Raw genomic sequence first — 23,647 nt, 5'->3', positions numbered from 1 at the left:
AAAATTGATATTGTATTATAAAAAACTGATTTTTTAATTGGGTTAAAAAGATTAAACCAGATTAAGCTTCAGCCTTTTAAATAAAATATATCTCGGAGGGCTGTTTCCTGTAGAATGCCCCGAGTATTCATTAAAGAAAATCTTCTTTTCAGCAGAATTTTTTGCAATGGAATAAAAATTGGAAAAAGAATCTTTGTATTGCTCCTGAATTTTAGCTTTTGATACTGAAACTTCTGTGGAGACAGATACCGTATCACAGCTGGAAGAAAGTGACGAGGTTATCTTTACCTTATTCAGCCCGCTGATGTACTGAATGTCAAAAATATCAAGAACATTTCTTTTTACAGAACACGGTGATAATGAAAACACCAGTACAAGCATCATAATGACAGCTTTATAGGTTTTCATATGGAGTCCTGAATGGGGCATAATTACAAAACTACACTTTATTTCAATGTAAGCTTAATAAATTGTAAAAAATCGTCCTGCTGGTCTACAAATAAGTAATGAGAACAGTTGTCAATAAGCTTAAAATTTTTCTTCCCGACAATATTTTTAAGATCATTCAGCTGTTTTTCCGAAAATATTCCATCATTTTTACCATACACAGCAAAAATGGGAATTCCTTTTTTTCGGATATCTTTTAAAACAGGTGTGTTATCAAGATTGTTAAGAGGTTCATTTTTATAGAATTTAAGAGGTGAATCAGAATTTCTGATGTTGTTTTTATAAAATTCACCTGCTTTGTATTCGTTTCTCAGCATTTCACTTTCGGGAGTAGGATTGGGCATATCGAAGAAGTTGAGCTTACCGGCCATTTCATAACATCTTTTTCTATAGGCTGCAGAATTTTTATCCAGATTTTCTATTTCTGAAATCTCTTTGAGCTGGGCAGGATCAGTTTTAAAATGTTCTTTTGCCTGTTTTAAAATATGATCATAGGTTTCCTGCTGCGTAAATAAAGCTCCGACAAGAGTCAGCGAATTTACTTTTTCAGGAAACTGTGAAGTGAAGAGCGTCCCGATAATTCCACCGAAACTGTGAGCAAGAATATTTGCTTTTTTGATATGATAAGTGGTGTAAATTCCTTTTAAATCTTCAAAACTTTCTTTAAAAGTCATGGTGGCATTTTCATCTTTTGAACGGCCTTCACCGCGTCTGTCGTAGACAATTACGTAAAATCCTTTATCAGCAAGTTTTTGAGCTGTAGTTCCTTCAAATAAAGTCGCATTTCCGCTCGGTCCTCCATGAATAAAAATAACAGGAATATTTTTTGGATTTCCATAGGCTCTGGAATATAAACCTTGTGCCTTAAAGACCAGCGAACATAATACAAAAATGAAGGAAAATATTAATTTCATGATGATTATTTTGAGCCTTCTAAACTACGAAATATTCTCTGAGAGGAAGAAAATAAAGATATTTGAGTTAGTTTTAAATTTTAAAAAATAAAAATACTACTGACGGACTGTTGTCACAATCCAGACTTATCTTTATACCCTGAAATTTTTGCATAAAACAGTAAAATATGGAGCTAAACAGTTTTGATAAAATCATAAAACGTTCCCTGGACATCAGAGAAAAATATCATCAGCTGGAAATAAAAGGCAACGGAACCCAATGGACATTGGAAGAGGATGCTCTTGCTTATCTTACGGATGCAGGGCTAATTGGTAGAAATGTGATGTCTCATGAGAAAACATGGCTGAAAAAAGATTCAGCGGAAGAATTGGAACATAAATTAGCAGAAAATATCTGGTGGCTGATCATTCTGGCAGACCGTACAGGAATTGATATTAAAGAGGCCCTAGAAAAATTTTTAACGAAAACAGAAAATATATTCTAATGAGTTATTGTTTAGCAATAGAAGGCATGCAGCCGGAAAGCAGAAAAGAACTGCACAAAAATTACCATGACAACTATTATGGATTTCCCATTCATGATGATAATGAATTGTTTGGAAGGTTGATTCTGGAAATCAATCAGGCAGGCTTAAGCTGGGAAACCGTTCTGAAAAAAGAAGACAGTTTCAGAAAAGCATATGATCATTTTGATATTCAAAAGATAGCAGCTTATACAGAAGAAGACCGCGAAAGACTATTGAATGATCCGGGAATTATCAGAAATAAACTAAAGGTAAATGCTGCGATTGAAAATGCCAAAACGATTATAGAGCTTCAGAAAGAATTCGGATCCTTTGAAAAATGGCTGGAACATCATCATCCTAAAACTCTGCAGGAATGGATGAAGTTGTTTAAAAAAACATTCAAATTCACAGGCGGAGAAATCGTAAATGAATTTCTTATGAGCACAGGATATCTTAAGGGAGCCCATCATGAAACCTGTCCGATACACTCAAAAGTTTTGGCTCAAAAGCCTTTGTGGAAAGAAAATTTGAATAAATAATAAACTTAGATTCTTATGGAATGACACAATGCGTGCTTAATGTCAAACACTTCTTTTTGTCATTCCGTAGTAATCTAAATTAGTCATTCTTTGAAGTTTCTGCCATCAGTTCTTTATGCTCATTTCCCCATTTTTCAAACTCCAGGATAATAGGTTTTAGTTTATACCCGATTTCTGTAAGTTCATATTCTACCCGTGGCGGAACCTCGGCATATACTGTTCTGGTAATAATTTTATCTTCCTCTAATCTTCGGAGTTGTAGGGTGAGCATACGTTCTGTAATGTTATTTAATTTTTTCTTCAGTTCACCAAACCTCATTTTTCCATTAATCAGATAACAGCAGATTGCCAATGACCATTGCCCTCCGATAATGTTGGAGGCATAGATTTCCGGACACTCATCAGCAAGTGCTTTCTTGTTGGCAAAATTCGTTGAAGTTTCCTTTATTTTAGTCATTACTTACATTTTTTATAGTACCATACAATGGGTAGCTAATGTACGAAATGTAAGTTACGTGTAGTAATTTTGTCATAGAAATTTAAACATAATGAAGACCTTAGTGATTGTAACACACCCTGATATTGAAAAATCAGCGATTAATAAAAAATGGATTGATGAATTGAAAAAACACCCGGAGAAATATACGGTCCACCAATTATACGAAGCATATCCCGATGGGAAAATTAATGTGGCACAGGAACAAAAAATGATGGAGTCTTATGATAAGATTGTATTTCAGTTTCCTTTTTACTGGTTCAGCAGTCCGCCGCTTTTAAAACAGTGGTTGGATGAGGTGGTTTTGTATGGATGGGCCTATGGAAGCAACAGTGGATTTAAACTGGCCGGAAAGAAAATGTCATTGGCTGTTACCGCAGGAATTGATGAAGAGGGGTATAGCGCATCCGGAGAGTATAAATATACCATGAAGGAACTTTTCAGACCTTATGAACTGACTTTTGATTATATAAAAGCAGACTACAAAGAGCCTTTTGTTTATTACGGAATTGAAAGAGATTCTTCCGATGAATGGATCAACAGAAGTGTTCCGATGTATCTGGAGTTTTTGGATAATTTATAACAATATAAAAATGAAGTTGGACTCTTGAATTACGTGAGTTCAACTTTATTTCTGAATATATTCAAAGGGTTCTGGATTCCAGTCCTGCACATATTTCTTTATCGTATTACTGTCAATATTAAAAGGAACATCCTGATATTTCCAGCCTTTTGAAGGAACTTTTAAGTCTATAAGATAATTCTCAATAGAGTAGATGTCAAGTATGGCTGAATTATCAGGCTTTATAGAATCAAAAATAATCAGGAATTTATCTCCTTTCTGATAAGAGACATTAGCTGTTTTAGAATAGGTAATACCATTAACATCATATTTATAATCTATTCCTACGCCATTATTATTTTTGTGATGCCAGTCTGATATAGCTTCTCCAATGGTGTATTTTGGGCTCTTGAGAAGGTCATTAATACCCAGATTGGCACTAATTAAACAGAATATGATAAATCCTAAAGTGAGTACCAAAAGAATAATATGAAATTTTTCTGAAATCAATTTTTTCATATTCAGTTAATATATTTTTATTGATTTTTTTTCAGTCTACCAACTATTCCTACTATAGTTAAAAATATTCCAATGATTAAAAAAGGATGCCAGAGGAAAAAGGAAATTTCACCTAAATTTACAATGATTTCAGGATAATCTCCTCTTGCCGTAAATAATCCAACAGACATAAAAAACATTATAATGGATAGAACAAACATTAATAATCCGATAAAAAATAGGTACTTGTAAATTGATTTCATTTTCTATTTATTTAAAACCCGATTGATTCTTTTCTCTGCTTCTTCTTTTGCAATTCCATTATAAAAATCATGTACAAATGGATGATCATAACTTTGGTGAGGATAAACAAAAGGGCGGCCGATAGAATTATTTACCACCACAGTTGTAGGAACACTTTCCTCAAACTCATAATCCGGGAGATCGGTAGAAAGCCATCCGAAATATTCAGCTTCGAAATCTTTATTATCATAATTTTCAACATATTCACAGAAGCTTTTTTCACTCAGTGAAACCCAGATTCCATAATCCAGATCTCTGCAATCATCTGTGACTTCCTGTACAAGAACAGTACGGATAAATTTATAGGTATCTTCTTCCTCTTTTACAACGCAAAGGTCTGAACTGAGTTCAGCATTTTTGAGTTCTTCTTTAGATAGGTTATAATAGAAACAAGGAGCATTATAGGCTATTGCAGGCCAGTCTTCTTTTTCTTCTCCACAGCATTGACAGATGTATCTTGTCATCGTATATTATTTGTAATGTTGATTCTAATTTAAAGCAAAATCCTTATCCCACCGTAGGCGTATCCTCTTCTTTCAGTATTTTTTTCTCCTTCATCGTAAGCATCATTCTTTCATATTTGTACTTTTCCCAGTCGAATCCGTTGAGAAAATCTAGGGCAGCCTGGAAACCTCTGTTGAAAAGTTCTTCCTTTTCTTCTTTTTTCATAAAGAAATTCAGCCAGCTGCTCGTACCGCAGTTGACACTTTGTATACTGTATAAACGGTAAAAAGTATGTTTGGTAAGAAAAGTTTTGTCATTAAAACCTTTCAATGTACTGATGATATTTCCGGCATAGCTGAAAGGTGTTTTAAGGATTTCTGCACTGGTTTTTCCTCTTTCCGAAAGAATAGCAGAATCACTCGTCAGCTGCACTCCAAAAAGAGGCATTCTCGGATAAAAAACTTCATCGGCATGAAAGAGATCAATAGGAAAGTTGGAAATACTGCCTCCATCAATGAAAACCCCGGCAGGGTTGATATCTTCCGGTTTGGTATTCATCCAATATCTCCAGGCATACTTTACGGAGTTGTCGTTTTTATTGATTTGTTTCTGAAAAGGCTCAAAGAAAAAAGGAACAGCCATAGAAGCTCTTACAAACTCAGCTGGACTGATGTGCTTCAGCTCTTCTTCGGACCAGTAGAGGTTCGCCATCGTAGGAAGTTCTACCTTAATTTTAGCATTGATATCGGTGGTAATGACAACATATTCAGATTTGAGAAGGTAAAACGGATTGTTTTTATAATAATCATTATTGAGGGCACTTTCATAGAAAATTCTGTATCGGGTCTGATCAATATGTTCCTTATTTTTTATTTTAATTTTTTCGATACTTTGCAAGGTCATTGTATAATATTCCATACCGTTTCCATACCGATAATTGAGGTTAAGATCCCGCTCTTTCTGAATAAATTTTTCGTTGAGGTGGGCTACCGTTTTTATTCCAAATTGATCCAGGGCATTCTGCATGGTATTCTGAAAAACATTTCCGGGATTGAGCCCGCTGTTTTCTTTTCTGAAATTATTATACAGCTTTTGAATGCAGAAAAAGAGAATGACAGCCGGAATCAGAGGAATCAGAAACATCAGTTTGGCATTCAGTATAGTGGTTGAAGAAGCTAAAAAAGGAATACTGATCAGGATAATGAAGAGGATCACAGCAATAATGGCATTGATCTTAAAAAAATCCTTATTGTTAAGCATCGCATGAAGAGTGGTTTTTACATAGGTTTTCCCATCCATAAAATCGGAAAAATCCCAGCTGAAAAGGATATCTTTGATGAGTTCACTTTTGGATTCTTCTTTGGTTTTACAGGCTGCAATGAGCATGGTATTAATGGCACCGGCACTCGTTCCGGCCACTTTCAGAAAACGGATACCGAATATTTCCAGGCCGTAAAGATAACCTACCAATGCACTTCCCCAGACACCACCGCCTTCCTGTACAAACTCTACATACTGATTCCCAGACTGATCCAGGAGATCAGAGAATTCTTTGGTGGATATATTCTCATGCAAAGCAGCCAGTTTATCTTTGGAGGCCTGCGAAAGAGAAGAATCTTCCAGAAACTTATTAAGGTTTTCAGTAGTCATGGTATTTTGTTTTGATGATGGGTAGTCATTGTGATCTGAGGTGAAGCAATCTCTGATCTAAAATAGTCAACCAGGTTATATTGTATCTGAGATAAAATCTTTGCACCTTAAAACATGTATCATTTTGTATTCTTATGCACCTTTGCGTTCGTAAAAAATGAATTACCACTGTTTTCGTCTTACATAAATAAATGTACTGATCATAACTGTAGCCATAACTCCCAATGTTATAAAATATCCGTATTTATGATGCAGTTCAGGCATATTATCGAAGTTCATCCCATAAACCCCGGCAATAAAGGTGATGGGTAAGAAGTAAATAGAATAGATAGCCAGAACTTTCATGACCTGGTTAGCCTTTTGATCCGAAAGTGCCAGGAACATGGAAATAAGGTTGGTGATCTGAATATTCAAATGATCAAAATCCGCCACTACATCTTTATGTTTATCCTTTAAATCGACAATTTCAGAGTCCTGTAAATTCAATAATTTAAATTTATCAATGGCATCCGTAGAAATTACCAGTACCCGTGAATTTAATCCTGATTTTCGTTTCAGCTTATAAAGACGGCGGATCTGGCTTGTATGATTAGTGTTCTTAAGGAAAATCTCATTCTCTATATTGTCCATAGTCTCGAACAGGCTTAAAGATTCATCATCAAAACTTTTCATGATCAATATAGCAATCATCAACGTGATCTGGTGAGGATTAAAATCTTCCTGAATCAAAGAAACTTTCTTCTTGACCTCAGTGATACTTCTGGTTTTCATCCTGTGGATGGTGATAATGGTATTATCCACCAGAAAAATCCCGATCTTGGTGCTGATATCACTGATGGTATTCAGATTCTTTCTTTCCAGCTCTGTGCTTTCACGAAGAAGAAAGAATTTGACATTTCCGTCTTCTTCATATTTGGGAAGGTGGTTGGGATCCATGGTATCTTCCAGAAGAAGATTATTGATTTCATATCTTTCATGAAGGAATTTCAGGTCTTCTGCAGTAGGAGCCTCTACATCTACCCATTCGCACTGGGAGGTTCTGTATATCGTATCAATTGGCATAAAGTAAAAATACTAATATTTTGAAAAACTATGTGTTAAATAAGTTTTATCTTTGCCAAAATTAAAAAACTATATGATTAAAAGTACAATAAAAGGTGTGGGATTTTATGTTCCAGATAACGTTGTTACAAATGATGATTTAGCCGAACTAATGACTACCAATGATGAATGGATTACGGAAAGAACGGGTATTAAGGAACGAAGACACAGAAAAAATAGGAATGACGCTCAGGAAACTACTGCTTATTTAGCATTTAAGGCCTCAGAAAAAGCCATTCAGAATGCTGGTCTTACCTCAAAAGATATTGATTTTATTGTTTTTGCAACCCTTTCTCCGGATTACTATTTCCCGGGAAGCGGGGTATTGCTTCAGGATATGCTGGGATGTGACACCATTGGAGCATTGGACGTGAGAAATCAATGTTCAGGATTTGTATACTCTATGAGCGTTGCCAATGCATTTATTAAATCAGGTACTTATAAAAACATCCTTGTTGTTGGAGCAGAAGTTCACTCTTTCGGATTAGATTTTTCTGATGAAGGCAGAGGGGTTTCTGTTATTTTCGGAGATGGAGCAGGAGCTGTTGTACTTTCAGCTTCGGAAGATGAAAATTCAGGCGATATTTTAGCGGTGAATATGCATTCTGAAGGAAAATATGCAGACGAACTTTGTACTCAGTTCCCGGGTTCAAAATTTGGATGGAGTGACAGAATGAGAAAAGAACCTGAAAATGTAACCAACAAAGAGGTATATCCGATCATGAATGGTAACTTCGTGTTCAAGCATGCGGTAACAAGATTCCCGGAGACCATGATGGAAGCATTGAACAAAGCAGGAAAGACAGTTGAAGATCTTGATATGTTTATTCCACATCAGGCTAACCTTAGAATTGCTCAGTTTGTACAGGAAAAATTCGGATTACCGAATGAGAAAGTCTTTAACAATATCCAGAAATACGGAAACACAACTGCTGCTTCTATTCCTATTGCTTTAAGTGAAGCGATTGAGCAGGGGAAAATCAAAAGAGGAGATTTGGTACTTCTTTCAGCTTTCGGAAGCGGATTTACATGGGGAAGTGTGCTGTTTGAATACTAAGAGAAGAGAATAATAAATCGTTTATTTTATATTATAAAACAGTAAGAAAGCTTTATTTTCACTTATATCACAACTGAAGACGTGAAAATTCCCATCCTTTGGAGGGGTGGCAAAAATTCAAAGAATTTTTGACGGGGTGGTTTGCGCGATCCCTTCTTACAAAACACCATAAAAAAACCGCAGAACTGGAAGTTCTGCGGTTTTTGCTTTATATATTCCTAATTAAAGGCTTTTCAATAATTTTTCGGTGTCAGAAGAATCCTGTCCTGTGCTTTTTGCAAGTTCAATAGACTTTTCAGCCCAGCTTTTAGCATTTTTCTTATCCCCGATCTTATTGTAAAGATTTGCGAGAGTATCTGTATTGGCAAAGTTCTGATCTTTCTTTACAGATTCCTGTGCCCAAGCAATTGCTTTTTCAAGAGATGCTTTATTGCTTACATTTTCAAAGAAGTTCCACGCAAGAGAATTCAGTTCTTCAGAACCTGCTGCAGAATAATCTTTGTATAAATCAAGGATCAATTTTTCATATTCAGGAATATCTTTATTCTTTAAAGCTCTGTTAGCTTTCATTCTTTTTAAAATCTTGTCAGCCTCTTCTTTGCTTAGAAATTTTTGAGTTTCAGACATGAAGTAGTTGTCGTCCCATTTTTTTGTATCTGCGTTATATGCTTTTTTGGAAACCGTATTCAGCTTGATGTTTTTGTCAAACTTTTCGTACTTATCTTCCGGGAAGAATTTAATGATATCCGCTTTCTTATCCTGGAAAATCTTGTACAAAGGGCTGTCTGTAGTTTGAACTCCAGAAAGAAGCATTTGAATATCTTCCTGATCTAAACTTGGTTTCTGCTGGAAATAACGGTTAAGTACTTTACCGGCAAACTCAGCATCATTATACATCGTAAGCCCTGCAAGGTTCTTTAGAAACTCAGGATCTTTTTCTCCTTTCTCAAACTGCTGTTTTAGAGAAGTCAGTCTTTTGTTTGGATCTTCAGCATCTTTGGCAAACTGGATAAAGTCTTTTTCTTCAACATATCCTAATGTTCTGTGTACTGCTTCACCGTTTCCATCAATAAACAGGTAAGTAGGGAATGCTTTTACATTATATTTTTTAGCCAACTCTATTCCTTCTCCTTTTTCCATGTCAATTTTAGCATTGATGAAGTGAGAATTATAGTAGTCACCTACAGACTGAAGGGGGAAGATATTTTTTACCATCAGTTTACAAGGTCCACACCATGAAGCGTATGCATCTATAAAGACCAGTTTCTTTTCTTTTTTTGCTTTGGCAAGGATAGACGCAAAATTGCTGTCTTCAAATTTAATTCCCTGTGCCCATGCAAGAACTCCTATAAAGATTGAGGAAAGTATTGCTATTTTTTTCATAAAAACTTTTTATTCCCTGCAAATGTAATAAATATGATGACACATGAGCCGTTCATATTGAAAATAATTATAAAGGAACCTTAGTGTTAAAACAGACATCGGTTTATATGAAAGATAATCATGTATTGTTTTGGTCTAATTATTAAAATTAATGTAAATGGTTGTTTTGAGTTAAATAGTTAAATTTCAATATAATGTTTTAATAAAAAATAAAATATCACTAGTTTTGTAAAAAACAAAAAGACACCTAGTGAAAATAATGATGAATTATTATAAAATAAAAATAATAATTTGTTTCTGTATGTCTAAAAATCTCCTGAAATTTTTGTTTTTGCTGGTAACAGCAGTCCCCATATTTGCTCAGAAAAAAAACAGCTTTGACCTTATCTGTGAAAGAACTTCTTCTGTTACGGCGTATAAAGATTTACCCAAAGCAATCAAGACGGCAGATTCTCTTTATATGTTGGCACAGAAACCCTCTGAGAAAATACAGTGTCTTATTCTCTCTTCAGAACTTTATCATCATGCCGGTGAACTTAAAAAAGCCATTTGTTATAGTGAAAACGCCCACTCGGTGATCAATCAGATTAACGACCCGGAACGGATGGCTGTTGTAACCAGATTACTTGCCAGGCAATATAGACAGGTAGGGTTGTATGAACGGTCTAAAAAATATATTGTAAAAGGGCTGGAAGCTTCCGGCAGGATTACTGATTTTCATAAAAGCAATGAGGCGGCAGGGCTCTTGAATCAGGAAATGGCTTTCTATGAAATGGAGCTGGGTAATTACTCAAATGCAATACAATTTATAGAATCTTCCCTGAAATATTTTGAAAGAATCAATAGCCGTAATGAAGATAGGACAGCTGCTGCTTCCTATCAGTTGCTGGGTGATGTCTATTTCAAACTTAATGACTATCCTGTTTCTGAAAATTATTACAGGAAAGCTGAAGGCTTGCTTAAAGTTGGAAGCTGTACGCTCGGATTGGTTTATAATGGCCTGGGAGGAATCCGTCTGAAGCAGAAAAATTGGAAAGATGCCGAACTATACCTTAAAAAAGCAGAAAAAATAGCAGACACTTCCCGAAGCCTTATATTGAAAAAAGCAGTATACTCCAATATAAATGACTACTATGAAGGGATGGGGGATAATTTCAAAGCTTCTTTATATGCTGTGAAATATGTAAGGACATATGACAGTATTGCAGCCCGTAATCAAAGCTTCACAATGAAAGGTACGGAGATTTCAAAAGGGAAGATCAGCAAGAAGAGCGGACATATAAATCTGGTGAAAAATGCCACCATTATTGTCCTGTTTACTTTGTTGGTTGGTTTACTTGTTTTCTTCAGAATGAAGCAGAAAAAGCAACGTTCAAAGTTCAGGAATATCATAAGAACTCAATTGAAAATGATCAGCAGCAGGAGTAGTCATCCTTTAAAACAATCTGATGGTTCTGAGTTTTCCAATATATCTGTAGAAGAAATTGATGAAAAAGATTCTGAAACAGACCGAAGACGAAATGATTCTCTGATGACTTCAGAAACAGAATCAAAGCTGCTTGAACTTCTTGAAGATTTTGAGAAAGGTGAGCTCTATAACAATAAAGGAATGTCTCTGTCTTTTCTTGCAGGTGAATTAAATACCAATACAAAATATCTGTCTTATGTAATTAATCAGCATAAAAGTGCCGATTTTAAATCATATGTCAACCGTCTAAGAATCAAATATATTGTGGATAAACTGATCAACGATGAGAAGTACAGGCAATATAAAATAAGCATCCTTGCTGATGAATGCGGCTTCTCTTCACACAGTAAATTTGCTGCAGTTTTCAAAGCGGTCACAGACTATTCTCCATCATCCTATATCAAATATCTTGATGCTGAAAATCAATCAGATAAAAATATCCATTTTCCCGAAAATGATTAAAAAGAGATAGGTTTTTAAATTCTATCTTACTATTTTCACGAAAATGAACAACCTATTGTTTTACAGAAACCCTTTGCTATCCTATCTTTGCGCCAGTTCCAGGGACATGAACACAATCATACTACAGCTTATCTCCTTTATTTTTTGAAGGAATATCCTTTTTCGGAAATAATATATAGTAAGACAAATCCCTCAGCTTAAAATTAAACCATGAAAATTGATATATAGAACATGTGTATATTTCATCATTGAAATAGCCACGGTTCCCATTTTTATCTTTGAAGGAAATATTCTGTTCAGAATATCAACCATATCTCATAATCGGGGTTGATTGCCCGGTTTTTTTTCAGTCAAGTTTTTTTAAGTGCAAATCCACAGAAGTCTGTGGATTTGTGATTTTATTTAACTTTTGTACTGTCGGGTTTTGTTTTTGAAGTATCGGTAGCTGCCGGAGAGGGTATAGAATTAGCAACAGCAGAATCACCCATTTTGTTTCTTAAAGAATCCTTGTTGTGAGCATCTTTATATTCCTCTCTTTTTTCTTTATTCTGAGCACAACTTCCAAGGAAAAGAAGTCCAAGAACTGCTCCTATCCATAATTTTTTCATAGTGTATATTTTAATGTTTGGTGTTAATCAAATGTAAGAATTTAATTAAAAAGATGAAAGATGTTATTATTAAAATTTAATACGGTTCCAACATCTAATATTTAACCTCCAGCATCTCAAAAATAAAAAAATCTGCAGAGCTTTCATCTGCAGATTTTCCATTTTAAATTGAACGTATATCAATACTATTTGACAGGAGACATTACCGCAGAATCCTTTTTGATCTTGATACTGTCAGGATTCGTCATTTTTGTAGTCATAGTATCAGTGGTTGCAGGCGATACACTTTTTTGTGCATTGTCTACCTTCGCTGAATCACGGCTGCTCGATGACATTGTCGATTCTTTGGTTCCACAGCTCACTGCAAATATTCCTATTCCAATGACTGTTAGCAATAACTTTTTCATACTATTTTATTTTGGGGTGTATAGGTATTAAAAATCAATAATTATTCCTAAGAGGGTAGGGAAAATCGTAAAATATAGGTAAAGTTTGTTAAAAGATGTTAGGTAACGGGTAGCAGGTAACGGATTGTAGGGATTAGAAGTTAGAGTGTGGGAGAGTAGGAGGGTTAGAGTTTAGGGGAGAGTATTGAGTATCGAAGGAGTAAAAGTGTATTTATGGATACCAGTAACTTTAAACTTTAAACCTTAAACCTTAAACCTTGAACTCTGAATCTCCGAATCCCAAACCTCGCACCCCGCTTCTCACCACAAAAAAGCCCCGAAACCGAAATTCCGAGGCTGTATTTAAAGAACGGGCAACAATTACTTATTGCCTATTATTCATTATTTCTTATCCTAGATATGGATATTTGTAGTTTTTTGGAGAAACAAACGTTTCTTTTACGCTTCTTACAGAAACCCATCTTAGAAGATTCATTTTAGAACCTGCTTTATCATTTGTTCCTGAAGCTCTACCACCACCGAAAGGCTGTTGTCCTACTACAGCACCCGTTGGCTTATCATTGATGTAGAAGTTACCTGAAGCATTTTCTAACGCTTTGTAAGCCTCATTGATTGCGTAACGGTCTTGTGAGAATACAGAACCTGTTAATGAATAAGGAGAAGTAGAATCTACAAGCTTAAGAGTTTCTTTCCAGTCCTGATCTTCATATACGTAGATTGATAAGATTGGGCCGAAGATCTCTTCTACCATGCTTTCGTAGTGAGGATTTGTAGTTTCAATAACTGTTGGGTGTACGAACCATCCTTTAGAGTCATCATATTTTCCACCGATTGCAACAGTAGCTTCACCTGAAGCATTAGCTCTGTCAATATATCCTTTACATTTTTCGAAAGAATTTTTGTCAATTACTGCGTTTACAAAGTTTGAAGTATCTTCTGGAGAACCTACTTTGATAGAATTCATCTGAGTTTCCATTACTTTTTTCACGTCAGCCCAAAGAGACTTAGGTACATAAGCTCTTGAAGCAGCAGAACATTTTTGTCCCTGATATTCGAAGGCCCCTCTTACTAATGCAGTAGCTACAGCTTCTACGTTAGCAGATGGGTGAGCAATTACAAAATCTTTACCACCTGTTTCGCCAACGATTCTTGGATATGTTCTGTAGTTGTGGATGTTGTCACCAATCATTTTCCACATTCCCTGGAATACTTTCGTAGAACCTGTGAAGTGAAGACCAGCAAAATCACGGTGTGCCAATACTTTTTCAGCAGTTTCTTTTCCATCTGTAAAGATCATGTTGATAACACCTGCAGGAAGACCTGCTTCTGTTAATACATCCATGATTACTTTTGCAGAATATACCTGCTTGTCAGACGGCTTCCAAACCACTACGTTTCCTAACATTGCCATACAAGTAGGCAGGTTTCCGGAAATTGCTGTAAAGTTGAACGGAGTTACTGCAAAGCAGAATCCTTCTAATGGTCTGTACTCAACACGGTTCCAGATTCCATTGTCAGAAACAGGCTGCTCAGCATACATTTCTGTCATGAATTCTACGTTGAATCTTAAGAAGTCAATGAACTCACAAGCCGCATCAATTTCAGCCTGGTGTACGTTTTTAGACTGCCCGATCATTGTTGCAGCGTTGATCACATCTCTGTAAGGACCAGCCAAAAGATCAGCTGCCTTTAAGAAAATTGCTGCACGCTGTTCCCAGCCTAGTTCATTCCATTCCTGTTTAGCTGCCAATGCCGCGTTGATAGCGTCATCCACATGCTGCATACCACCCTGGTAGTAGAAACCGAAGTCATGAGCATGATCCTGTGGAGACTGAAGCTGTACTTTTGTATCAGTTTTCACTTCTTTTCCATTGATGATCATTGGAACTTCTACCTTTTCAGCCCACATTTTTTTATAAGTGTCGATAAGGCTTTTAACTTCTGGAGATCCTGGTTCATAAGAATTTACCGGCTCATTTACCGCTAATGGTACTTGCGAAATTGCTTTTGACATATTACGTTTTATTATTTTATTAAATTAAATAAGATGTGTATACAAATTTACGATAATTATAAGGAAAGAAAAAAATACCGTCTGTTTTTATGGAATAAAGCTTATTATTAAGTAATCGTTAATGAATAAAGGATTTTTAACATGTCGTATTGAGAATAGTAGATGTATTTATTCGATATTTTAAATAGAAGGAAAAGATAAAGCGAATAATCAGAATTATAGGAATAGGGACAATAAAATATTTGTCATAGTTCATAAGCAATACTTAAGTGTTATGAATAAGGGTTTTATCATCAAATGTTAAAATTATATAAAATTGTATTTGTTGCGATTTTGAACATTTTAAATAATTTTTTTGATAGCCAAGGTTTTAAGATTGTTCTAATTTTACACCATTATTAACAGGTATGAAAAAAAGAGTCCTATTTTTCTCTTTTGTCTTATTTTTCTCAGCATTGTGTGCAGGTCTTTTTGCACATAAAGGGAAAACTCAATCATACTCTGATATTATCTCAAAAATTAATCATCTTCAGCAGAAATCCGATCAGCAGACTCAGCCTGAGATCTACAGTTTTTCAGATGTGCAGGATGTACAGGATTCCAATGACTGGGAGAAAGTAAAATTTGATTATTCAATACTTGCACAGCAGTGGTTGCATTATTTCTTTGCAGGTTATTCTCAAAATACACCGGTTGCGGCCGTTCAAAACCGTACTTATATTACGGCACCAAGATACATTCTGTATCATTGCCTGCAGATAGCGGGCTGCTAATCCCTTTTTTAAATTTTTAGTGATCTGTTATGGTTTGTATTCACGTCAATACAGATCCGTAAGAATCATTTCCCATTTTACACTTTTTTGAACATTTCTATTTGCCTTTGCACAAAGGTGAACAGGATATTGTTTGTCCAATTTTAAATAAAAATACTATGCACTTAACACCGAGAGAAACGGAGAAGCTGATGCTATTTCTGGCAGGCGAACTCGCTCTAAAAAGAAAGGCAAGAGGCCTTAAATTAAACTATCCTGAATCAATAGCTCTGATCAGCCACTTTTTGCTTGAAGGAGCACGAGACGGTAAAAAAGTAGCTGAACTGATGCAGGAAGGCGCTAATCTTCTTACCAAAGAGGATGTAATGCCTGGCGTGTCAGAAATGATCCACGATGTCCAGATTGAAGCAACTTTCCCGGATGGAACTAAGTTGGTAACCGTCCACAACCCAATCCGCTAATACTACTGATTATGATACCAGGAGAAATTTTTGTAAAAGAAGGTACAATTATCTGCAATGAAGGCAGAGAAACTGTAAAAATAAAAGTAACAAACACGGGAGACCGTCCTATTCAGGTAGGTTCGCACTTCCACTTTTTCGAAGTCAATAAAGCCATGAGTTTTGATCGTGAAAAAGCTTTCGGAAAGAGATTGAATATTGTAGCAAGCACTGCCGTACGTTTTGAACCGGGAGAAGAAAAAGAAGTGGAGTTGGTAGAAATAGGAGGAACCAAAAAAGCAATGGGCTTCAACAACCTTGTTGATGGACAGGTAGATTCTGAAGAGCAGAAAAAAGCAAGCCTTGCCAAAGTTGAAGAATTAAACTTTAAAAATCACTAAGATGAGCTTACACGTAGACAGAAAACAATACGCCAATATATTAGGTCCTACAGCCGGAGATAAAATCAGACTGGGAGACACTGAAATTATCATTGAAATTGAAAAAGATTTTACTCACTACGGTGATGAAGCCGTTTTCGGAGGGGGAAAAACCGTACGTGACGGAATGGGGCAGAATGTTACTGCTAAAAGAGACGAAGGTGTTCTGGACCTTTGTATCACTGGTGCTGTAATTATAGACCATTGGGGAATTGTAAAAGGTGATATCGGGATCAAAGACGGAAAGATCGTAGGAATCGGAAAAGCAGGCAATCCTGATACGATGGATGGTGTATCTCCCAATATGATTATTGGGGCTTCAACTGAAGTTCATGGTGGAAAAGGATATATCGTAACAGCCGGAGGTATTGATACCCATATTCATTATATCTGCCCTCAGCAGATTGAAACATCACTTTACAGCGGAATCACTACAATGATCGGTGGTGGTACAGGTCCAAACGATGGAACGAATGCTACAACGGTTACTCCGGGAAGATTCAATATGCAGAAAATGCTTGAAGCCGCAGAAGAATATCCAATGAATCTTGGTTTCTTCGGAAAAGGAAACTGTTCGGCAGAAGAACCTATTGAAGAGCAGGTAGAAGCAGGGGCTTTAGGAGTAAAAATTCATGAAGACTGGGGAGCAACTCCTGCAACGATTGATGCTGCGCTAAAAGTAGCTGATAAATATGACGTTCAGGTTGCCATCCACACCGATACTCTGAATGAAGGAGGATTCCTTGAAGATACCATGAGAGCGATCAACGGAAGAGTAATCCACACCTTCCACACAGAAGGAGCAGGTGGAGGTCACGCACCGGATATCATTAAAGCTGCCATGTATCCAAACGTATTGCCCGCTTCTACAAACCCTACGCGTCCTTACACAGTCAATACGATTGATGAGCACTTAGATATGCTGATGGTTTGTCATCATTTGAGCAAAAATATCCCTGAAGATGTAGCGTTCGCAGATTCACGTATCCGCCCGGAAACCATTGCAGCAGAAGATATTCTTCATGATATGGGAGTTTTCAGCATCATGAGCTCTGATTCTCAGGCGATGGGAAGACCTGGAGAAGTAATCACAAGAACATGGCAGACGGCAAGCAAAATGAAGGAGCAGAGAGGAGCCTTGGAAGAAGATCAGAATACAGATAATGATAACTACCGTGCAAAAAGGTATGTAGCGAAGTATACCATCAATCCAGCTATTGCACACGGTATTTCAGAATATGTAGGATCACTTGAAGAAGGAAAATTAGCGGATTTAGTGATCTGGAAACCTGCATTATTTGGAGTAAAACCTGAAATGGTTGTAAAAGGAGGATTTGTGATTGCTGCAAAAATGGGAGATCCCAATGCATCCATTCCAACACCTCAGCCAATTATTTACAGAAATATGTTCGGAGCACACGGAAAAGCTAAGTTTGGTACTTGTGCCAACTTTGTTTCGCAGATTTCTATTGACAACGGAGCCATTGCTTCTTACAAACTGGAAAAAATGATTCTTCCGGTGAAAAACTGTAGAAATATTGGTAAAAAAGATCTTATTCACAATGATAAAACTCCTTTAATTGAAGTAAATCCTGAAAACTATAAAGTAACGGTAGATGGTGAATACATCACTTGTGAACCAGCGGAAACACTGCCTTTAACACAGCTTTATTACTTGTTCTAAGATAAACTTAAACAATAATGGATACCAACCTTATAGGTTTCAAAAACCTATAAGGTTTAATCAAAGTTTATCCAACACAATGTAAAACAATTATAGAACTAAGCTTAGAATGAAATATTTAAATAAAAGAGTTTTTTCTCTTGCTGTAGCCGGACTGTCCATGCTTTCAACGAATATAAGCGCTCAGTTTTTGGGCGGACACAGGTTGAAAGGCGATGAAGACGGACCAAAAGGACAGTTTATGGTCTATGGTTCCTTAGACTATTCTAAAATTACAACCCCGTCAAGCAGCAGCAGTACTGTTTCCAGCGCACCGCTTGGAGTAGGGTACTTCATCAATAACAATGATCTTATCGGGGTCAATTATGCTTACTCGCAGAATACAGCTGATCATAATGTAATATACAAACAAAATGAAGCTGGTATCTGGTATAGTCCATCACTAATGCTGGGAAAATACTTTGTATTGATTGGTCAGGTAGATGCCCATTATGTTTGGGGGCAACAGCTTTCAACAGCAGCTGATACAATGCAGAATTTTAATGGCTTCCGTCTTCGTGCCTATCCTTTGATTGGGATATTATTAGGAGGAGGCTGGGCACTGAAATTCAAATTTGCAGAGCTATCCATGCTTCAGACCAAAACAAAAGAAGAAGGCTGGACGAAGAGCTATGTAGCAGGAATCAGTGGTTCAACATTCGGAGTGGGGATTTCCAAAAACTTAGACTTCAGAAAAAAATCTAAAAATGATAATTAATCAAATCATAGGCAATCTCTCTGAAAATTCTACGGAGAAAACCATAGACTATCTTGATCTGGAATGGTTTGAAACGACCAAAAGAATCCAGCGTAAAAAAACCAGACAGGGAACTGATGTTGCAATCAAATTTCTCAGAGAAGGACAGCGTTTGCGCGAAGGAGATATTCTTTTTGAGGATGCAGAAAAAATAATCGCGGTAAATGTTCTGGAAACAGAAGCTATCGTGATGTCACCAACCTCACTGCTGGAAATGGGTACCGTGTGTTATGAGATTGGGAATAAACATATTCCTCTTTTCATTCAGAATGATAAGGTACTGCTCCCTTTCGAAATGCCGATGTTCAGATGGCTGGAGGCAAGTGGCTTCAAGCCGGAAAAACAATCTGTGAAACTGCTGAATATTCTTAAATCCAATGTAGAACCTCACGGACATGGAAGCCTGGGATCCACAATTTTTACAAAAATTCTAAAAATGGCTGCCCCAAAAGATGAATAACATGAATATAAACTTCCTGTCAGGGCTGCTTCATCTTGCAGATCCTACACTTCCCATTGGTGGTTATACCCATTCTAACGGGCTTGAAACCTATGTACAGGAAAGAATTGTACATAATCTGGCAACCGCAAAAGAATTTGTGCAGAATATGCTTCAGTACAACCTTAAATTCAATGATGGAGCTTTTGTAAAACTGGCTTATAAAGCAGCAGAAAAAGGAGACTTAGAGGCATTGATACTTCTTGATAATGAATGTAATGCGATAAAATGTCCGAAAGAAATCCGCCAGGCCAGCCAGAAATTGGGGCTCAGACTGATCAAAATCTTCAAAAGGAGAGATCGTTTTCCTTTTATGGAGGCTTTTGAAAAAGCAGTTCAGAATAAAGAAGCGAATTCCCATTACTGTATTGTGTTCGGAGTTTATGCTTATCTGATGAAAATTCCTTTATACGAAGCTCTTTTGGGATTCTATTATACTTCAGTGGCGGGAATGATTACCAATGCTGTAAAATTGGTTCCTCTTGGGCAGCTGGACGGGCAGGATATCCTGTTTTCCCTGTATCCTGTAATGGAAAAAACAGTATGGGAAACCATGGAACTGGACAGGGATATGGTGGGGCTTTGTAATACCGCTTTTGATATCAGGTGTATGCAGCATGAAAGGCTTTATTCAAGACTTTATATGTCGTAAAAAATAAAAATAAAAGACAAAAGGGAGGAAGGGCAAAATGATAAAAGAAGATTGGAAAAGCTAAGGAAGTGAAGAAGCGCAAGACTCAATGAATATGAATGCTTCTTAGCCGAATGAAATGCCTTTGCATCCCTTACATATGATCAATTCATAAAAAACAATGCCCATCGCGTTTAAAAAATCAATTAAAATTAAAAAAAATGGAAAATAGAAAGTATATAAAAGTAGGAGTGGCGGGACCTGTAGGTTCAGGAAAAACTGCATTATTGGAACGCTTAAGCAGAAAACTATTCGGGACTTATGACCTTGGAGTAATCACGAATGATATTTATACCAAAGAAGATGCTGAATTTATGGCGAAAAACAGCCTTCTTCCCCACGACAGAATTATTGGGGTAGAAACTGGAGGATGCCCACACACAGCCATTCGTGAAGATGCAAGTATGAATCTTGAAGCAGTAGATGAGCTTGCAGCCCGTTTTCCGGAGATAGAACTGGTTCTTATCGAAAGTGGAGGTGATAACCTTTCTGCAACATTCAGTCCGGATCTTGCAGATGTTACCATCTTCATCATCGACGTAGCAGAAGGAGAAAAAATCCCCAGAAAAGGAGGTCCAGGTATTACAAGATCAGACTTATTGATCATCAATAAAATTGACCTTGCCCCTTACGTTGGAGCCAGCCTTGAAGTGATGGAAAATGATGCCAGAAGAATGAGAAAAGGAAATCCTTTTGTGTTCACAAATCTTAAAACAGATGAGGGATTGGACAAAGTAATTGGTTGGATTAAAAAATATGCTCTTTTAGAGGAAATTGAAGAACCCAATCTGGTAAGATAAATGGATAGTCATTTAAAAATTATTGCAGGATTCAAGGGAGGAGAATCCTATGTGAAAGACCTTTATGTCTCACTCCCTTTCAGGGTAGTTTCTGTAGGACAGCGGAAAAGTGACAAAAAGCTCTATCAGATGGTGATGAGCTCCTCTCCGGGAATTCTGGATGGAGACCATTACCATTTGGATGTTGCCCTTGAAAAAGGAGCTGCTCTTCAGCTGCAGTCACAATCCTATCAGAGGCTGTTCAATATGAAGGACAAGGCACTTCAGGAGCTCAATGTTTCTATGGAAGATGAGACTTCTTTTGCCTATGTTCCTCATCCTATAGTTCCCCATGAAGATTCCAACTTTAAGAGCAAAGCGAATATTCATATCGGGAAAAACAGTCAGATCATCATCAGTGAGATCATTACCTGTGGGAGAAAACATTATGGTGAAGTTTTTAAACTGAAGCGTTTTCAGAATGTCATGGAAATTTATCATAACAATAAACTGGTGGTGAAAGATAACGTTTTGATCCAGCCTGAGATGATCCCGATCAGCAGCATCGGAAATCTGGAACAGTATACCCATCAGGGAACTCTGATCTTCTACAGCACAAAGGAAAATGTAGATAAAAACGGATTGATTGAAGAGATCGTTGAAGCAGCTGCACAACATCATGAAGAAATGGAAGTAGGAGTTTCCGCAATGGAAGACAACGGTTTTGTAGTAAGAGCTTTGGGACATGGAGGTGAAGTGATGTATAACTTCTTCCTGCATATTCAGGAAATCCTTTGGTCTTTAGAATAGAAAAGGCTCTCAGGTAAAAAAAATAAATTAAAAAATGGATAGTACAGTTTGGGCACTTCTTTTAAGCGCCGTTTCAATAAGTTTTATACATACAGCTTCAGGGCCGGATCATTACCTGCCATTCATTGTAATCTCAAAATCCAAAAAATGGAGCGGAATGAAAACAGCTATATTAACGGTTGTCTGTGGATTTGGACATGTGTTCAGTTCTCTGATCTTAGGCTTTATTGGGGTTTTCCTCGGATGGCAGCTCAATAAGATCTCCTGGTTTCAGGATATCAGAGGGAATTTTTCAGGATGGGCCCTGTTGATCTTTGGAGGAGTTTATCTGGTGTATGGCCTGATTCAGGCAATCAGAAACAAGCCGCATAAGCATTTTGATGTGATGGGTGATGATGTTTATGTATATGAACATAACCACAGCGAAATCGTAATGCCTCAAAAAAGAATAAAAGTAACTCCGCTTGTACTGTTCATGATTTTCGTGATGGGGCCAAGTGAACCTTTGATTCCTTTATTATTTTATTCAGGAGTAAAGCATTCCATGTCTGAAATTGCAGTACTGGTAACTTCTTTCACTATAACTACAGTGCTGACAATGCTCGGAATGGTACTTCTGGGACGTTACGGATATTCAACACTATTCAATACCGAAAAATTGGAAAGATATATGGGCGTGGTAAGCGGAGCGGTGGTAACCGTTTGCGGTGTCGGAATGGTCTTTCTTGGATGGTAAATGAGTTTCGGGGTTCTAGTGGTTGAGTTTGAGGGTAAGAGAGTTTGTAGGTAAAATCTCCTCTTTTCAGTTCTTCTTCCAGCTTCAAGTATCTAGCAACAAAAAACTAGCATCTAAAATCACTCTGAATTATAAATACAATTAAAAAAAACTATGAACGAATTTTTCAAAAAAACACCCTTTTTAGACAATATATTAAAAGGAATCGGGCAGATCATGCTTCAGGAAAACAGATGGACCGGGCTTTTGTTTCTTATAGGAATCTTTATGGGAAGCTGGCAATGTGGAGTTGCGGTATTGCTTTCAACAGCAGCCGGAACTTTTACTGCAATGAAGCTTAATTATGACAAATCTGAAATCAACGCTGGACTTTATGGTTTCAGTGCGGCTCTTGTGGGAGTGGCATTATCCTTCCTTTTTGAGACTACGGTTTTGATCTGGGTTTTAATCATGTTGGGCGGAGCGTTGGCCGCTGTTATTCAGCATTTTTTTATACAGAAGAAAATTCCGGTGTTTACTTTTCCTTTCATCATCATTACATGGGTATTGGTTTTTGCTTTGCATCATTTTACCCACATTCCGCCCTCTGCGATGTTGAGTAGTGAAGTTGTTCCTACAGAATATGATGACTTTCTTGCCTGTACCAACGGATTCGGTGAGGTGATATTTCAGGGTGGAGTTGTTTCAGGAATGATTTTTTTTCTTGCTGTTTTCATCAGTTCTCCGATAGCTGCCTTATACGGATTGGCCGCATCTATTCTTGGGGCGGGATTATCACAGTTGAATGGAGAACCTATTAAAGAAATTCACATGGGATTATTTGGTTTTAACGCAGTTCTTTCAGCAATTGTTTTTTCAGGAGTCAAAAAAACAGACGGTTTATGGGTGTTGATTGCCGTTCTTATCACCATTGCTATCGATGACCTTTTGATCGATAATCATTGTCTGGATATCGTTGGAGGAGTATTTACTTTCCCATTTGTAGCCGGAACGTGGATGACGCTTTTAATTCAGAAAGTATTCCTTAAAGTGAAAAGCTAAGGTTTTTAATAGGTTGGAGAGTCGGAGGATTTGAGAGCGAGAGGGTAAGGAAGTTGAAAGTTTAAGGTTTAAGATTTAAAGTTCTTTCCTGATAATTGA

The 23,647-nt window shown here is 36.9% G+C and carries 28 protein-coding genes; 16 read left to right on the top strand and 12 right to left on the bottom strand.

Annotation, left to right across the window (positions count from 1 at the left end):
- Positions 1–51: 51 nt before the first annotated feature.
- The gene (locus KIK00_RS08835) at positions 52–408 is read right to left on the bottom strand and encodes a hypothetical protein (RefSeq protein WP_255816196.1); all 357 of its coding nucleotides are present in this window, start codon (positions 406–408) and stop codon (positions 52–54) included.
- A gap of 38 nt (positions 409–446) precedes the next feature.
- Entirely contained in the window at positions 447–1,361 is a 915-nt protein-coding gene (locus tag KIK00_RS08830; protein WP_255816195.1) for an alpha/beta hydrolase, read from the bottom strand.
- Between the two features lie 167 nt (positions 1,362–1,528).
- Between KIK00_RS08830 and KIK00_RS08825 the strand changes: the two genes are divergently transcribed.
- Positions 1,529–1,846, top strand: a complete 318-nt coding sequence (locus KIK00_RS08825) for a MazG-like protein (RefSeq protein WP_255816194.1) — start codon at positions 1,529–1,531, stop codon at positions 1,844–1,846.
- Positions 1,846–2,406 carry a DNA-3-methyladenine glycosylase I gene (locus KIK00_RS08820; protein WP_142718662.1) on the top strand — a complete coding sequence of 187 codons (561 nt, stop codon included), beginning with the start codon at positions 1,846–1,848 and terminating at the stop codon, positions 2,404–2,406. The genes KIK00_RS08825 and KIK00_RS08820 overlap by 1 nt, the downstream gene beginning before the upstream one ends.
- A gap of 79 nt (positions 2,407–2,485) precedes the next feature.
- Here KIK00_RS08820 and KIK00_RS08815 read toward each other — a convergent pair whose 3' ends face one another.
- Positions 2,486–2,863 (bottom strand): helix-turn-helix domain-containing protein, encoded by a 378-nt coding sequence (locus tag KIK00_RS08815; RefSeq protein ID WP_255816193.1) that lies wholly within the window; start codon positions 2,861–2,863, stop codon positions 2,486–2,488.
- Between the two features lie 91 nt (positions 2,864–2,954).
- Here KIK00_RS08815 and KIK00_RS08810 point away from each other — a divergent pair, with 91 nt between their 5' ends.
- Positions 2,955–3,485, top strand: coding sequence for an NAD(P)H-dependent oxidoreductase (locus tag KIK00_RS08810; RefSeq protein ID WP_255816192.1), 531 nt, complete (start codon positions 2,955–2,957; stop codon positions 3,483–3,485).
- 45 nt (positions 3,486–3,530) lie between these two features.
- On the opposite strand, the gene KIK00_RS08805 is transcribed toward KIK00_RS08810, so the two are convergent.
- From KIK00_RS08805 to KIK00_RS08785, 5 genes are all read right to left on the bottom strand, one after another.
- Entirely contained in the window at positions 3,531–3,983 is a 453-nt protein-coding gene (locus tag KIK00_RS08805) for a hypothetical protein (RefSeq protein WP_255816190.1), read from the bottom strand.
- 17 nt (positions 3,984–4,000) lie between these two features.
- Positions 4,001–4,225, bottom strand: a complete 225-nt coding sequence (locus KIK00_RS08800; protein ID WP_255816189.1) for a hypothetical protein — start codon at positions 4,223–4,225, stop codon at positions 4,001–4,003.
- Between the two features lie 3 nt (positions 4,226–4,228).
- Positions 4,229–4,729 (bottom strand): DUF2199 domain-containing protein, encoded by a 501-nt coding sequence (locus KIK00_RS08795; protein ID WP_255816188.1) that lies wholly within the window; start codon positions 4,727–4,729, stop codon positions 4,229–4,231.
- Positions 4,730–4,772: 43 nt separating this feature from the next.
- Positions 4,773–6,359 (bottom strand): patatin-like phospholipase family protein, encoded by a 1,587-nt coding sequence (locus KIK00_RS08790; protein ID WP_255816186.1) that lies wholly within the window; start codon positions 6,357–6,359, stop codon positions 4,773–4,775.
- A 162-nt stretch (positions 6,360–6,521) separates the two neighbouring features.
- A complete protein-coding gene (locus tag KIK00_RS08785; RefSeq protein WP_255816185.1) occupies positions 6,522–7,421 on the bottom strand; it encodes a CorA family divalent cation transporter in 900 nt (299 codons plus the stop codon).
- 73 nt (positions 7,422–7,494) lie between these two features.
- On the opposite strand from KIK00_RS08785, the gene KIK00_RS08780 reads away from it, so the two are divergent.
- Positions 7,495–8,517, top strand: a complete 1,023-nt coding sequence (locus KIK00_RS08780; RefSeq protein ID WP_255816184.1) for a 3-oxoacyl-ACP synthase III family protein — start codon at positions 7,495–7,497, stop codon at positions 8,515–8,517.
- 222 nt (positions 8,518–8,739) lie between these two features.
- Here KIK00_RS08780 and KIK00_RS08775 read toward each other — a convergent pair whose 3' ends face one another.
- Positions 8,740–9,900: a thioredoxin family protein gene (locus KIK00_RS08775; RefSeq protein WP_255816183.1), complete on the bottom strand. Its 1,161-nt coding sequence runs from the start codon at positions 9,898–9,900 to the stop codon at positions 8,740–8,742.
- 301 nt (positions 9,901–10,201) lie between these two features.
- Here KIK00_RS08775 and KIK00_RS08770 point away from each other — a divergent pair, with 301 nt between their 5' ends.
- Positions 10,202–11,830 (top strand): tetratricopeptide repeat protein, encoded by a 1,629-nt coding sequence (locus tag KIK00_RS08770; RefSeq protein WP_255816182.1) that lies wholly within the window; start codon positions 10,202–10,204, stop codon positions 11,828–11,830.
- Between the two features lie 398 nt (positions 11,831–12,228).
- Here the strand turns inward: KIK00_RS08770 and KIK00_RS08765 are convergent, their stop codons facing one another.
- The 3 genes from KIK00_RS08765 to pruA all read right to left on the bottom strand — a co-directional run bounded on the left by KIK00_RS08765 (position 12,229) and on the right by pruA (position 14,859).
- On the bottom strand, positions 12,229–12,438 hold the full coding sequence (locus tag KIK00_RS08765) for a hypothetical protein (protein WP_255816181.1): 210 nt from the start codon (positions 12,436–12,438) through the stop codon (positions 12,229–12,231).
- A gap of 185 nt (positions 12,439–12,623) precedes the next feature.
- A complete protein-coding gene (locus KIK00_RS08760) occupies positions 12,624–12,845 on the bottom strand; it encodes a cytochrome C551 (protein ID WP_255816180.1) in 222 nt (73 codons plus the stop codon).
- 388 nt (positions 12,846–13,233) lie between these two features.
- Positions 13,234–14,859 carry an L-glutamate gamma-semialdehyde dehydrogenase gene (pruA, locus tag KIK00_RS08755; protein WP_149833061.1) on the bottom strand — a complete coding sequence of 542 codons (1,626 nt, stop codon included), beginning with the start codon at positions 14,857–14,859 and terminating at the stop codon, positions 13,234–13,236.
- A 407-nt stretch (positions 14,860–15,266) separates the two neighbouring features.
- On the opposite strand from pruA, the gene KIK00_RS08750 reads away from it, so the two are divergent.
- From KIK00_RS08750 to KIK00_RS08700, 11 genes are all read left to right on the top strand, one after another.
- On the top strand, positions 15,267–15,632 hold the full coding sequence (locus KIK00_RS08750) for a hypothetical protein (protein ID WP_255816179.1): 366 nt from the start codon (positions 15,267–15,269) through the stop codon (positions 15,630–15,632).
- Between the two features lie 158 nt (positions 15,633–15,790).
- The gene (gene ureA, locus KIK00_RS08745) at positions 15,791–16,093 is read left to right on the top strand and encodes an urease subunit gamma (protein WP_034697260.1); all 303 of its coding nucleotides are present in this window, start codon (positions 15,791–15,793) and stop codon (positions 16,091–16,093) included.
- Between the two features lie 11 nt (positions 16,094–16,104).
- On the top strand, positions 16,105–16,473 hold the full coding sequence (ureB, locus tag KIK00_RS08740) for an urease subunit beta (RefSeq protein ID WP_047378418.1): 369 nt from the start codon (positions 16,105–16,107) through the stop codon (positions 16,471–16,473).
- Position 16,474: 1 nt separating this feature from the next.
- On the top strand, positions 16,475–18,196 hold the full coding sequence (gene ureC, locus KIK00_RS08735; protein ID WP_255816178.1) for an urease subunit alpha: 1,722 nt from the start codon (positions 16,475–16,477) through the stop codon (positions 18,194–18,196).
- 109 nt (positions 18,197–18,305) lie between these two features.
- A complete protein-coding gene (locus tag KIK00_RS08730; protein WP_255816177.1) occupies positions 18,306–18,953 on the top strand; it encodes a hypothetical protein in 648 nt (215 codons plus the stop codon).
- Positions 18,943–19,452, top strand: a complete 510-nt coding sequence (gene ureE / locus KIK00_RS08725) for an urease accessory protein UreE (RefSeq protein WP_255816176.1) — start codon at positions 18,943–18,945, stop codon at positions 19,450–19,452. The genes KIK00_RS08730 and ureE overlap by 11 nt, the downstream gene beginning before the upstream one ends.
- 1 nt (position 19,453) lies before the next feature.
- On the top strand, positions 19,454–20,143 hold the full coding sequence (locus KIK00_RS08720) for an urease accessory protein UreF (protein WP_255816175.1): 690 nt from the start codon (positions 19,454–19,456) through the stop codon (positions 20,141–20,143).
- A gap of 200 nt (positions 20,144–20,343) precedes the next feature.
- Positions 20,344–20,982, top strand: a complete 639-nt coding sequence (ureG, locus tag KIK00_RS08715) for an urease accessory protein UreG (RefSeq protein WP_047094673.1) — start codon at positions 20,344–20,346, stop codon at positions 20,980–20,982.
- A complete protein-coding gene (locus tag KIK00_RS08710; protein WP_255816172.1) occupies positions 20,983–21,771 on the top strand; it encodes an urease accessory protein UreD in 789 nt (262 codons plus the stop codon). It begins immediately after the preceding gene.
- Between the two features lie 34 nt (positions 21,772–21,805).
- Positions 21,806–22,507 carry a hypothetical protein gene (locus KIK00_RS08705; RefSeq protein ID WP_255816171.1) on the top strand — a complete coding sequence of 234 codons (702 nt, stop codon included), beginning with the start codon at positions 21,806–21,808 and terminating at the stop codon, positions 22,505–22,507.
- A gap of 153 nt (positions 22,508–22,660) precedes the next feature.
- Positions 22,661–23,548, top strand: coding sequence for an urea transporter (locus KIK00_RS08700; protein ID WP_255816170.1), 888 nt, complete (start codon positions 22,661–22,663; stop codon positions 23,546–23,548).
- The last annotated feature ends 99 nt before the right edge of the window (positions 23,549–23,647 follow it).

The sequence above is a fragment of the Chryseobacterium sp. MA9 genome (genome assembly GCF_024399315.1).
GTDB lineage: Bacteria > Bacteroidota > Bacteroidia > Flavobacteriales > Weeksellaceae > Chryseobacterium.
The sequence above is the reverse complement of the archived record's forward strand: the minus strand, read 5'-3'. Positions and strand labels throughout refer to the sequence as shown.